Here is a 13470-nt window from a genome sequence, read left to right on the forward strand (position 1 = left end):
AGTAAAGAGTGAAAATTTCATCTTGAAAAATTATTAATATTTATTCGACAATTAAGCTTGTTTTTAGTATTTAGCAATTTTTATTATGTTGTAAGTTGAAAAAAGAGAAAAGAAGTCTTACATCAGAGGTCGAATAATTGAAATGCGGGGGAGTCTTATGTCAGTAAAATCCGATAGTCGTCACCTATATTTACGGGTGATTGATCACATCAAAGAAAAAATTAAAGATGGAGCTTACAAAGAAAGACAGAAGTTACCATCAGAGTTTGATTTAGCGAAAGAACTTGGTGTAAGTAGGGCGACTTTAAGGGAAGCACTGCGTATTTTAGAAGAAGAAAATGTTGTCATTCGTAGACATGGTGTAGGAACATTTGTAAATGCAAAGCCGTTATTTTCTTCTGGGATTGAACAACTTTCTAGTATTACAGATATGATTTCTAGTGTGGGGAAAACACCAGGAACTATCTTTTTATCATCATCTACAACAAGTTTAACAGAAGAAGAAAAAGAGAAGTTTAATAGTGAAGACGGTTTTAATGCCGTAATGATTGAGCGTGTGCGTACAGCAGATGGGGAACCTGTTGTATATTGTATCGATAAACTTGCAAAAGAAATCTTGCCAGATTTATCGGGATACAACGAAGAATCGTTACTTACAGTGATACATAACAATACGCACAAACGTATCACATACGCAGTTGCTCACATTGAGCCAATTGGCTATCATCCGAAAATCTCACCGATTTTAGAATGTGAACCGGAAACGGCACTGCTAGTTTTAAAACAAATGCACTATGATCAAAATGATGAGCCAATCTTATATTCTATCAATTACTTTAGAGCTGATAAGTTTAGCTTCCACGTATTAAGAAAACGTATGTAGGTAAGTTCCATTTTAGGGAGGTGACAGCAAGAAGTTAGGGACAGCAGCGTAAGAATAAAGAGATATATATAATTTTAGGAGGGGTTTCTAGTATGAAGAAAAAAACAGGTCTTTTATTATCATTAACATTAGCAGCAAGCGCGATTTTAGGTGCATGTGGTAACTCGGATAAGGCGAGCAGTGACAAGAAAGAAGATAAAGAATTCAAAGTTGGTATGGTAACGGATGTTGGGGGTGTTGATGATAAATCATTCAACCAATCTTCTTGGGAAGGTTTGAAAAAGTTTGGTAAAGATAATGGATTAAAGGAAAAGACAAATTATCGTTACCTACAGTCTGAAAAAGAAGCAGATTATATTCCAAACTTAAAGAAATTTTCAAAAGATAAGTATGATTTATCTTTCGGAATCGGTTATAAATTAGAAGGTGCAATTAAAGAAGTAGCAAAAGAAGCTCCAAAACAACAATTCGCAATTGTGGATACTGTTGTAGATGCACCGAACGTAACAAGTATCACATTTAAAGATCATGAAGGTTCATTCCTTGTAGGTGCGGTAGCGGCTATGTCAACAAAATCTAATAAAGTAGGATTTGTTGGTGGAATGAAGAGTGATTTAATTAGTAAATTTGAAAATGGATTTAAAGCGGGTGCAAAGGCAGTAAATCCAAATATTGAAATCGTATCTGAATATGCGGAAGCATTTGATAAACCGGAAAAAGGTACAGTTCTTGCATCAGCAATGTATGGTCAAGGTGTAGATGTAATTTATCATGCTGCTGGTGGTACAGGTAACGGCGTGTTCACTGAAGCGAAAAACCGTAAGAAAAAAGGTGAAAATGTTTGGGTAATCGGTGTGGACCGTGACCAAAACCAAGAAGGTATGCCTGAAAACGTAACATTAACTTCAATGGTAAAACGTGTAGATATCGCTGTTGAAAAAGTAGCACAAGAAGCGAAAGATGGTAAATTAAAAGGCGGTAAAATAGAAGCATTTGGCTTAAAAGATGACGGTGTTGGTATTGCAAAAACAACTGACAACGTGAAAAAAGTTAACCCTGAAATTTTAACAAAAGTAGAAGAGTTTGAAAAGAAAATTACAGATGGTGAAATTAAAGTACCAGCTACAGATAAAGAGTATAAAGAATATGAAGCTTCTCTAAAAAAATAAATAGAGAAATAGCAAAGGTTAGTTCATAGAACTAACCTTTGTATGTATAAAACTTCCAAATTGCTTAATAAGTTAATAGTGTAATAGGGGAATGTTCCCTGTTAAAAGGAGGAACGAAATGGAATACGTAATTGAGATGAATAACATTACGAAAGTATTCCCAGGCATTGTAGCGAATGATGATATTACGCTGCAAGTAAAGCAAGGAGAAATACATGCTTTACTTGGAGAAAATGGTGCAGGGAAATCCACATTGATGAATGTACTATTTGGTTTGTATCAACCAGAACAAGGTGAAATTAAAATTAAAGGAAAGTCTGTAAACATTACCAATCCGAATGTGGCAAATGACCTTGGTATTGGAATGGTTCATCAGCACTTTATGCTTGTTCATAATTTTACAGTTACAGAGAATATTATTCTCGGAAATGAACCGAAGAAAAACGGGAAAATTGCTGTTGAGGAAGCTGCTAAAGAAATTCAAAAACTGTCTGAACAATACGGATTAGCTGTAGATCCATATGCGAAAATACAGGATATTTCAGTTGGTATGCAGCAGCGTGTTGAGATTTTAAAAACACTTTACCGTGGGGCAGAAATTTTAATATTTGATGAACCGACAGCTGTGTTAACACCGCAAGAAATTCATGAGCTAATTCAAATTATGAAAAAGCTTGTACAAGAAGGAAAATCTATTGTTCTTATTACACATAAGTTGAAAGAAATTATGGAAGTTTGCGATCGTTGTACGATTATTCGTAAAGGAAAAGGGATTGGAACGGTTGACGTTGCAAATACGGATGAAAATAAACTTGCAGAATTAATGGTCGGACGTCAAGTGAATTTTAAAACAGAAAAAATAGACGCGAAGCCAAAAGAAGAGGTACTTTCAATTGCAAATCTTGTTGCTCACGATGCACGTCAACTACCTGCTGTAAAAGGCCTTGACTTAACTGTTCGTGCGGGGGAAATTGTTGGAATTGCAGGGATTGATGGAAACGGACAAAGTGAATTGATAGAAGCAATTACTGGTTTACGAAAAGTTGAGTCAGGTTCTATTGCAATTAAAGGAAAAGAAATAACAAATTGGCCTGTTAGAAGGATAACAGAAGAAGGAATTGGTCATATTCCAGAAGATCGTCATAAACACGGCCTTGTTCTTGATTTTTCTGTTAGAGATAATATAGTTCTGCAAACGTACTATAAAAATCCGTTTTCAAAGAAAGGGATTTTAAATTTTAGTAAAATTACAGAAAAAGCAAAGGCACTTATTGAACAGTTTGATGTACGTACACCTAGTGAGCAAACGTTAGCGCGCGCTTTATCTGGGGGGAATCAACAAAAAGCAATTATTGCACGTGAAGTAGACCGTGATCCAGATTTATTAATCGCGGCACAGCCAACACGTGGTTTAGATGTAGGAGCAATTGAATTTATTCATAAGAGATTAATAGAGCAAAGGGATAAAGGAAAAGGTGTATTACTTTTATCTTTAGAGTTAGATGAAATCTTAAATGTTAGTGACCGAATTGCTGTTATTTATGAAGGGAAAATTGTAGCAATTGTTGATGCGAAAGAAACGAATGAACAACAGCTTGGATTGTTAATGGCTGGAGGAACAAAGAAGGAGCAGGTGGGTACAAATGGCTAAAAAACTTTTAACAGAACGAACGATAAATATTTTAGTCCCAGTACTATCCGTTATTTTTGGCTTACTTGTCGGAGCAATTGTAATGCTAGTTAGTGGCTATGATCCAATTGTTGGTTATAGTGCACTTTGGACAGGAATGTTCGGTAGCCCAAGTGCAATAGGTGAAACGCTTCGTACAATGATCCCGCTTATTCTTGCCGGCTTATCAGTGGCGTTTGCATTTCGTACAGGTTTATTTAATATCGGGGTAGAGGGGCAATTACTAGTTGGTTGGCTTGCAGCAGTTTGGTTCGGTTATGCAGTTTCGCTACCAGCTGTTCTTCACATTCCGTTATCTATTTTATTTGCAGCATTGGTAGGTGGAATTTGGGGTTTCATCCCTGGATATTTAAAGGGGAAATTTCAAGTTAATGAAGTTATTGTAACGATTATGATGAACTACATTGCGTTATACGTAACATATGACATTATTAAGCGTTTCTTGCACGAGGGTAATGATAAAACGTACGACATCAAAGCGAGTGCGTCATTATCTTCAGACTGGCTTGCTGCCATCACTGACGGTTCGCGCCTTCACTGGGGAATTGTTGTAGCAATTTTAATCGCTATTTTAATGTGGTTCTTATTAGATCGAACAACTTTAGGGTATGAATTAAAGTCGGTAGGATTTAATCAACATGCCTCCCAATATGCTGGTATGAAAGTTTCTCGCAATGTAGTATTCTCTATGACAATTGCTGGTGCATTTGCAGGGATTGGTGGTGCGATGGAAGGGTTAGGAACATTCCAAAGTATGACAGCAATGTCTTCGTTTACAGGAGTAGGATTTGACGGGATTGCCGTAGCTTTACTTGGGGGGAATAATCCGTTTGGTATTATCCTTTCAGCTTTATTATTTGGTGGTTTGAAAAGTGCTTCCCCTCAAATGAACTTTGAGGCAGATGTACCATCAGAGCTTATTAATGTGATTATTGCATGTATCATCTTCTTTGTTGCATGTAGTTATGTGTTAAGATGGGCGCTTACACGCATGAGCAAGGAGGGGAAATAAATGAGCTTTTTAGATATATTAGCCATTCTTGTGACGGGTACGTTATATACATCAGCACCTATAATTTTTACAGCACTAGGTGGTGTATTTAGTGAACGATCAGGTGTTGTAAATATTGGATTAGAAGGACTAATGCTATTTGGTGCATTTATTGGAGTTGTTACAAACTTATTAATGGGTGATACATGGGGAACGATGACTCCGTGGATTGCGTTATTATTTGCGGCAATCGGTAGTGGGTTATTTGCATTACTTCATGCGGTAGCATCTATTACATTCCGAGCGGATCAAGTTGTAAGTGGTGTAGCGATTAACTTCTTATCTCTTGGATTAACGGTATTTGCAATTAAGAAGATTTTTGATAAAGGACAGACTGACTTTATTCAGTACCGTATTGAAAAGATTGATATTCCAGGCCTTTCGGATATTCCGGTTTTAGGGAAAATATTCTTCTCTAACGTACCGATAACGTCGTATATTGCTATTATTTTAGCATTCGTTGTTTGGTATGTTATTTATAAAACACCGTTCGGTCTTCGTCTTCGTGCGGTTGGTGAGCATCCAATGGCAGCTGATACGATGGGAATTAACGTATATAAAATGCGCTATATTGGTGTTTGTATATCAGGTGTGTTTGCTGGAATTGGTGGAGCAATTTTTGCAATGTCAATTTCTAATAACTTCTCAGGGGCAACTATTACTGGACAAGGTTTCTTAGCGTTAGCTGCCATGATCTTTGGGAAGTGGAATCCATTAGGTGCATTAGGTGCAGCGCTATTCTTTGGTTTTGCACAATCGTTAAGTGTAACAGGTGGAACAATTCCTGTATTAGATCAAATTCCGAGTGTTTTATTAACGATATTACCGTATGTATTCACAATATTAGCACTTGTTGGTTTTGTAGGTCGTTCTGAAGCTCCGAAAGCGTTAGGAACGCCGTATGAAAAAGGAAAACGATAAGTATAAAAAAGCTCGCACATTAGTGCGGGCTTTTTTACATAGAATATATGTAATACGGAATTTTACTATGTTCCTTACATATGAAAGTTTTTAGAAAGAGCCTCATGTAAGTATAGTGAGGAAGAAAAGTTGATTTTTCATTTCTAAAAACTGTATATTGAAGAGGAATATTCCTATATACGTAAAGGAGGGCTATAAATGAAACTAATGGAACAACAGTTACATGAGTTAGGTGGTTTGCGAGTACATATTATTCCGACTGATAAATATAAAACAAATACTTTTGTATTTCGTTTTAAAGCACCTTTAAATGAGGAGACGGTGACAGAGCGTGCCCTATTGCCATACGTATTGCAAAGTGCGACAGAAAAGCTTCCTTCTGTAATTCGTCTTCGTCAATATTTAGAAGAATTATACGGATCTTCTTTGGCAGTAGATGTAAGTAAAAAAGGAGAAGACCATATTATCTCTATTTATGTAGACATTGCAAATGAAGTATATTTACATGATGCACCACCGCTATTTGAAAAAGCGCTTTCTATGTTATCGGATATCGTTTTACATCCAGCAACAGAGGGGAATGGTTTTTTACCTTCTATCGTAGAAAGTGAAAAGAGAGCGCTCTTGCAACGAATTGAAGCTACGTACGATGATAAAATGCGCTATGCAAACGAGCGTTTAATTGAAGAAATGTGCAAAGTAGAACCGTATCGTTTAAGTGCACATGGGAAAAAAGAGATTGTTTCTTCTATTACAAATGAAAGTTTGTATCAATATTATCAAAAAGTGTTAGCAGAAGATGAAATGGATCTATACATTATTGGTGATATTTCAGAAAACGCAGTGGATCTTGTAAGTAAGTATTTTTCTATTTCAGCGCGTCCTGCGAGAGAAAGAAATGTACTTCTTCATAAGAGAAATAATGAAGAAAAAGAAGTTGTTGAAAAACAAGAATTAAAACAAAGTAAATTACACATTGGTTATCGTACGTTTATTACGTATAAAGACGAAGATTATTTTGCGCTACAATTGTTCAATGGATTGTTTGGAGGATTTTCTCATTCGAAGTTATTCGTTAACGTTCGTGAAAAAAATAGTTTAGCGTACTATGCGGCATCCCGCTTTGAAAGTCATAAAGGCTTATTGTTTGTCATGTCAGGGATCGAAGCGAAAAATTATGAAAAAGCTGTTGAGATTATTAAAGAACAAATGTTAGCGATGCAAAATGGTGATTTTTCTGAAGAAGAGATGCATCAAACGAAAAGTGTTATTCAAAATCAAATATTAGAGGCGATTGATACACCACGCGGATTTGTGGAGATGCTGTATCATGGTATTATTTCAGATCGTACGCGTCCGGTTGAAGAATGGCTTACAGGCATTGAAAGTGTGACGAAAGAAGAGATTGTGAAAGTTGCTAAAAATATTGAACTAGATACAATTTACTTTTTACAAGGAACGGAGGGAGAATAAATGGAGAAAATTGTTTATGAGCAATTAAAAGAGACACTCTATTATGAAAAACTTCCTAATGGATTAGATGTATATATTTTACCGAAGCAAGGATTTAATAAAACATTTGCAACGTTTACGACAAAATATGGTTCTATGGATAATACATTCGTACCACTAGGTAAAGAAGAAATGGTTCGTGTGCCTGATGGAATTGCTCATTTTCTTGAACATAAATTATTTGAAAAAGAAGATCACGATGCTTTCCAATTGTTTAGTAAACAAGGAGCATCAGCAAATGCTTTCACATCTTTCACAAGAACAGCTTACCTGTTTTCATGTACATCAAATGTAGAACAAAATTTAAATACATTGTTAAACTTCGTACAAGAGCCTTACTTCTCTGAAAAAACAGTTGAAAAAGAGAAGGGGATTATTGGGCAAGAAATTCAAATGTATCAAGATAATCCAGATTGGCGCTTATACTTTGGATTAATTGATAGCTTGTTTGTAAAGCACCCAATTAAAATTGATATTGCAGGGACAATCGAGTCTATTAGTAAAATTACGAAAGACTTATTATATGAATGTTATGAAACATTTTATCATCCGAGCAATATGTTATTGTTCGTTGTGGGGGCAATTGATCCAGAGAAAACAATGGATTTAGTACGTGAAAATCAAGCGAAAAAAGATTATAAAAACCAGCCAGAAATTGTACGTTCATTTGAAGAAGAACCAGATGAGGTAAATGAAAAGAAGAAAATTATTTCCATGCCTGTACAAACACCGAAATGTTTAGTTGGTATTAAAGCGACAAATTTAAAAGAAAAAGGGAAAGCCCTTTTAAAACAAGAAATTGCGCTTACGTTACTTTTAGATTATTTATTTGGGAAAAGCTCCGTTCATTACGAATCTTTATATAATGAAGGTCTTATTGATGATTCGTTCTCGTATGATTATACGGAAGAGAATAACTTCGGTTTTGCAATGGTTGGCGGCGATACGAAGCAACCTGATGAGCTGGAAGAGCGTTTGAAAAGCATTTTACTAAATACAAATTATGATCAATTAGATGAGGTGGCATTAGAACGAGTAAAGAAAAAGAAAATAGGTGGCTTTTTACGCTCGTTGAATTCACCGGAATATATTGCAAATCAATTTACACGATATGCGTTTAATGAATCTAGTCTGTTTGAGGCATTGACTGTATTAGAAAGTTTAACTGTTCAAGATTTACAAGAAGTAGCCAAATTATTATTATCAGAAGAGAAAATGAGTGTTTGTCAAGTTTTACCGAAAAAATAAAAGATTTCATAATAATACCCTCATCTTATCATTGATAAATTGTAAGATGAGGGTATTATTTATAGGAGAAAGATTTTGTTGAGATAAGAGAGGAATTGTATGAAAAAGTATGCATTAGTAACTGGAGGAAGCGGAGGGATTGGCTCTGCTATTTCAAAACAATTAATTCAAGATGGATATACAGTATATGTTCATTATAATAACGGTGAAGAGAAAGTGAACGAGTTGCAGAAAGAATGGGGTGAAGTGATTCCTGTTCAAGCGAATTTAGCTTCTACTGATGGGGCAGAGCAGTTGTGGGAACAAATTGAACATCCTCTTGATGTTATCGTATATGCAGCTGGGAAGAGTATCTTTGGACTCGTAACAGATGTAACGAACGATGAATTGAATTATATGGTAGAGCTTCAAGTGAAGAGTATCTATAAATTATTATCAAGGGCGCTGCCATCTATGATTCAGCGGAGAAGTGGTAATATTGTACTTGTTTCTTCTATATGGGGCCAAATCGGCGCATCATGTGAAGTGCTTTACTCGATGGTAAAAGGTGCACAAAATTCATATGTGAAAGCTTTAGCGAAAGAAGTTTCATTAAGTGGATTAAGGGTTAACGCGGTGGCGCCAGGTGCAATTGAAACGGAAATGTTACAAGTATTTTCAGAAGAGGATAAGAATGAAATTGCTGAAGAGATCCCGTTAGGCAGGTTGGGACTACCAGAAGAGGTAGCGAAAACAGTGTCATTCCTCGTATCACCAGGAGCATCTTACATAACTGGACAAATTATCGGAGTAAATGGTGGTTGGCATTGCTAAAAATTTCTTACATAAAAAATGAAAAACTGTACAAATTAAGCATGATTCTATTACTAAGTAGTGAGGTGCTTACACATGTCAGTTTTAGATAATTTTGATCAATGGAAGAGCTTTTTAGGAGAACGTTTAGAACAGGCATCAGGAAAAGGTCTTGATGGTGGTGCTGTATCAGATATGGCATTTCGTGTTGGAGATTATTTAGCAAATGAAGTAGAAGCGCGCAACGATCAAGAGAAATTATTGTCTGAGCTTTGGAAAGTTGCTGATGAACAAGAGCAACATACAATCGCAAACTTAATGGTGAAGTTTGTACAGCATAAGTAAAAAATAGAGAGGAGATTCTCCTCTCTATTTTTTTTGTATAATAATTGAACGGGATAGATTATACATTTAGCTTCCCTATTAAGGTGAAATCATATAATATAGTACGTAGGTGTAAAGTAAGCAAGGGGAGTGATCTTGGATGATTGAATGGTATTTTGAATATGAAATACATAAAAACCGACCTGGCTTGCTTGGTGACGTTTCTTCGTTAATCGGTATGCTCGGCATTAATATTGTCACAATTAATGGTGTAGATAATGCACGACGTGGATTACTCCTTATGTGTGATAATCAAGAGCAAATCTCTAGACTTGAATCAATTTTAAATACGATGGATAACATAACGGTAACGAAATATCGTCCGCCAAAGCTAAGAGATAAGCTAGCGGTTAGACATGGTAGGTACATACAACGAGATGCAGATGATAAGAAGACATTTCGATTTGTACGTGATGAATTAGGGTTACTTGTAGACTTTATGGCTGAAATAATGAAAAAAGAAGGTCATAAACTAATCGGGATACGAGGAATGCCTCGTGTCGGAAAAACAGAATCCATTGTTGCCGCAAGTGTTTGTGCAAATAAAAGATGGTTATTTGTATCATCTACTCTTATTAAGCAAACTGTTCGTAGTCAATTGATTGAAGATGAGTATAGCGACGACAATATTTTTATCTTAGATGGAATCGTGTCAACAAAGCGTGCTAACGAAAGGCATTGGCAGCTTGTTCGTGAAATTATGAGATTACCTGCAACGAAAGTTGTGGAACATCCTGACGTATTTGTGAGTCAGTCAGAATACACATTGGATGATTTTGATTATATTATCGAGTTGCGTAACGATTATGATGAAGAAATTCAATATAATTTAGTAGATGAAATTGAGCAAGGTACGCAAAATAATTTCTCTATGTTTGACTTTTAAAGAAATATTGAGGTGTTAGTAGTGACAGAATTAGGACAAAAGCTGAAAGAAGCAAGAGGAACGAAGGGCTTGTCTATGGATCAGCTGCATGAGATTACAAAAATTCAAAAACGCCATTTAGTAGCGATTGAGGAAGGCAATTATGATGTATTGCCCGGAGCTTTTTATGCGCGTGCATTCATTAAACAATACGCAGATGCGGTTGGGTTAAATGGAGAGGAACTGCTTGTAGAATATCAGAGTACGATACCACAATCTGAAAAACGCGACGTTCCGCAAGTATCAACAGGACAGAAAACACAAGAAACAATGCAAAAATCTTCATCATGGCCAATTGCAGATCATATGCCGAAAGTTTTAGTTGCGCTATTAGTAATTGCATTTGGAGTGGTAATTTGGTTTGTTTTCCAAGCGTTAACTGGAAAAGGTGATGAGAAAGTTCCGAATGCTCAAAGTGAGAAAATTGAAGTTAAAAAAGCAGAAAACTCTCCGTTAGATACGAAGAAAGATGAAGTGAAAGCGGAAGAGCCGAAAAAAGAGGAACCAAAGAAAGAAGAGCCAAAGAAAGAGGAACAACCAGCACAACCAACGGGACAAGAAGAAGTAAAAGTAGTTGGTACAACTGGTAAAGTATCTACTTTGGAAATTCATAACAATAAAACATTAGAACTGGAAATATCGGGTAAAGGTGCGAGTTATGTAGATGTTAAAGATGATGCGGGGAATGTGATTCTAAACGCTACAGTACAAGAGGGCCAAATAGAAAAACGTGATGTATCAACATTAAAAGAAGTGCGACTTAATATTGGGAATGCAACGAATGTTGAAGTTAAACTGAATGGCCAAGTGGTCGCTTATCCATTGGATCCAGAAAAAGAACTTCACCAAAGATTGGTGATAAAAAACCAAGGGATAGGGCAACCTGCACAATAATAGTCATCGCCTCGATGACTTTTTTCAATGAACAAATGTTTTTGATATGATGGAGGAATAGCTGTGAATTTACCAAATAAAATTACAATATCTAGAATTTTCTTAATTCCAATTTTTATGGTAATTATGTTAGCGCCCTTTGATTGGGGTTCATACACAATTGGTGATGTTGATTTACCAATTCAACATTTAGTAGGGGCACTTATCTTTATTATTGCTTCGGCTACAGATTGGATTGATGGACATTACGCAAGAAAGTATAATCTTGTAACGAATTTAGGGAAGTTTCTTGACCCGTTAGCTGATAAATTACTTGTTTCAGCAGCGCTTATTACATTAGTTGAGATGCAATACGTACCTGCTTGGATCGTTATTGTAATTATCAGCCGTGAGTTTGCAGTAACTGGTTTACGCCTTGTACTTGCTGGAACAGGAGAAGTAGTGGCAGCAAATCAGTTAGGGAAAATTAAGACGTGGACACAAATTATTGCAATTGCGGCGTATTTATTACACGATGTACCTTTAAATTTAATCCATATCCCAGTTGCTGATATTTTCATATGGATTGCATTAATCTTTACTGTTATTTCAGGGTGGGATTATTTCTGGAAAAATAGAGCTGCTTTTGTAAACTCAAAATAGAAGTTTATGGGGGTATTGGGATGAATGCTGAAATTATTGCGGTTGGAACTGAATTATTACTTGGACAAATTGCAAATACAAATGCCCAGTTTTTATCTGAAAAGTTAGCTTCAATCGGAATTAATGTGTACTACCATACTGTAGTTGGAGATAATAACAAGCGATTACAGCAGGCGATTGAAGTTGCGGAAGAACGTGCTGACATACTTATTTTCACAGGTGGATTAGGCCCGACAAAAGATGATTTGACGAAAGAAACGATATCTTCTAGGTTGGGTGAAGAGCTTGTATATGATGAAAAGGCATTAGCATCGATAAGCGAGTACTTTAAGCGTACAGGTCGCGAGTTCACAGAGAATAATAAAAAGCAAGCGCTCGTTTTGAATGGAGCAACTGTATTTGCGAATGATCACGGCATGGCACCTGGTATGGGGCTAAATAAGAACAGGAAAGTTTATATTTTATTACCAGGACCACCGAAAGAGATGAAGCCGATGTATATAAGTTATGTAGAGCCTTTTTTACGTAACTTTACAACAGGAGAAAACATTTATTCTCGTGTGCTTCGCTTTTTCGGGATTGGGGAATCTCAATTAGAAGTGAAAGTTCAAGATTTAATTGATGGACAAACGAACCCGACAATCGCCCCCCTTGCGAATGATGGAGAAGTGACACTACGTTTAACTGCCAAACATCAAAATGCTGATGAAGCTGCGAAACGCATTCAGCATATGGAAGATTTGATTTTAGAAAGAGTAGGAAAATTTTTCTACGGGTATGATCAAGAGTTTCTGCATGATAAGGCGATAGAGTTATTGAAGAAAAAAGGATTAACTTTAGCGTGTGCAGAAAGTTTAACCGGTGGTCTCTTTGGCAATCAAGTAACAGAAAGTGCTGGTGTGTCTTCAGTATTTAAAGGCGGTATCATTTGTTATCATAATGATGTGAAGCAACATGTTTTACATGTACCTGCGGAAGTGTTGTCTACTGATGGTGCAGTTAGTAAAGAATGTGCTCGTTATCTTGCTGAAAATGTTAAGGGCTTATTAAAAGCGGATATCGGAATTAGTTTCACTGGGGTAGCAGGACCGGATGCTTCAGAACATAAAGAGCCGGGAACAGTATTCGTTGGATTGGCGATTAAGGATGAACCAACTGTAGTCTTTCCTCTTATTTTAAGTGGAAGTCGTCAACAAATTAGGGAACGTTCGGTGAAATATGGATTTTATCATTTATATAAAAAGCTAGAAGAGATATAAGTTTCTTCTAGCTTTTTTTATGGTTAAACTCATTTTTATTTAATGGAAAATAAAAAAATCGAATAAATGTTCGATTTTGTTGGCAAATTGAATTGAAAAT

At 36.1% G+C, this 13470-nt stretch carries 13 protein-coding genes; all 13 read left to right on the plus strand.

All coding sequences use genetic code 11. The annotated features are described in order from the left end of the window. Nucleotides 1–157: 157 nt before the first annotated feature. The 13 genes from DT250_RS12845 (at nucleotide 158) to cinA (ending at nucleotide 13370) form a co-directional block, all read left to right on the plus strand. Entirely contained in the window at nucleotides 158–883 is a 726-nt protein-coding gene (locus tag DT250_RS12845; protein WP_000114176.1) for a GntR family transcriptional regulator, read from the plus strand. A gap of 92 nt (nucleotides 884–975) precedes the next feature. Further along, nucleotides 976–2052, plus strand: coding sequence for a BMP family lipoprotein (locus DT250_RS12850; RefSeq protein ID WP_088610159.1), 1077 nt, complete (start codon nucleotides 976–978; stop codon nucleotides 2050–2052). Between the two features lie 118 nt (nucleotides 2053–2170). Continuing rightward, on the plus strand, nucleotides 2171–3703 hold the full coding sequence (locus tag DT250_RS12855; protein ID WP_064475025.1) for an ABC transporter ATP-binding protein: 1533 nt from the start codon (nucleotides 2171–2173) through the stop codon (nucleotides 3701–3703). Next, complete coding sequence (locus DT250_RS12860) at nucleotides 3696–4754, plus strand: ABC transporter permease (RefSeq protein ID WP_001085261.1); 1059 nt, start codon at nucleotides 3696–3698, stop codon at nucleotides 4752–4754. The genes DT250_RS12855 and DT250_RS12860 overlap by 8 nt, the downstream gene beginning before the upstream one ends. Then, nucleotides 4755–5714: an ABC transporter permease gene (locus DT250_RS12865; protein ID WP_000008857.1), complete on the plus strand. Its 960-nt coding sequence runs from the start codon at nucleotides 4755–4757 to the stop codon at nucleotides 5712–5714. It begins immediately after the preceding gene. Between the two features lie 198 nt (nucleotides 5715–5912). After that, the gene (gene yfmF / locus DT250_RS12870; protein WP_048545971.1) at nucleotides 5913–7187 is read left to right on the plus strand and encodes an EF-P 5-aminopentanol modification-associated protein YfmF; all 1275 of its coding nucleotides are present in this window, start codon (nucleotides 5913–5915) and stop codon (nucleotides 7185–7187) included. Next, nucleotides 7188–8474 (plus strand): EF-P 5-aminopentanol modification-associated protein YfmH, encoded by a 1287-nt coding sequence (yfmH, locus tag DT250_RS12875; RefSeq protein ID WP_048545969.1) that lies wholly within the window; start codon nucleotides 7188–7190, stop codon nucleotides 8472–8474. It begins immediately after the preceding gene. A 99-nt stretch (nucleotides 8475–8573) separates the two neighbouring features. Next, nucleotides 8574–9287, plus strand: a complete 714-nt coding sequence (ymfI, locus tag DT250_RS12880; RefSeq protein ID WP_000759593.1) for an elongation factor P 5-aminopentanone reductase — start codon at nucleotides 8574–8576, stop codon at nucleotides 9285–9287. A gap of 75 nt (nucleotides 9288–9362) precedes the next feature. Further along, the gene (locus DT250_RS12885) at nucleotides 9363–9611 is read left to right on the plus strand and encodes a DUF3243 domain-containing protein (RefSeq protein ID WP_000114455.1); all 249 of its coding nucleotides are present in this window, start codon (nucleotides 9363–9365) and stop codon (nucleotides 9609–9611) included. Between the two features lie 139 nt (nucleotides 9612–9750). After that, on the plus strand, nucleotides 9751–10536 hold the full coding sequence (locus tag DT250_RS12890; RefSeq protein ID WP_000574107.1) for a DUF3388 domain-containing protein: 786 nt from the start codon (nucleotides 9751–9753) through the stop codon (nucleotides 10534–10536). Between the two features lie 21 nt (nucleotides 10537–10557). Further along, on the plus strand, nucleotides 10558–11469 hold the full coding sequence (locus DT250_RS12895; protein ID WP_000137490.1) for a helix-turn-helix domain-containing protein: 912 nt from the start codon (nucleotides 10558–10560) through the stop codon (nucleotides 11467–11469). Nucleotides 11470–11532: 63 nt separating this feature from the next. Continuing rightward, a complete protein-coding gene (pgsA, locus tag DT250_RS12900; RefSeq protein ID WP_046956497.1) occupies nucleotides 11533–12111 on the plus strand; it encodes a CDP-diacylglycerol--glycerol-3-phosphate 3-phosphatidyltransferase in 579 nt (192 codons plus the stop codon). Between the two features lie 20 nt (nucleotides 12112–12131). Beyond that, nucleotides 12132–13370 carry a competence/damage-inducible protein CinA gene (cinA, locus tag DT250_RS12905; protein WP_046956498.1) on the plus strand — a complete coding sequence of 413 codons (1239 nt, stop codon included), beginning with the start codon at nucleotides 12132–12134 and terminating at the stop codon, nucleotides 13368–13370. Nucleotides 13371–13470 lie beyond the last annotated feature (100 nt).

It is taken from the genome of Bacillus sp. AR2-1 (genome assembly GCF_008368755.1).
Taxonomy (GTDB): Bacteria; Bacillota; Bacilli; order Bacillales; family Bacillaceae_G; genus Bacillus_A; species Bacillus_A wiedmannii.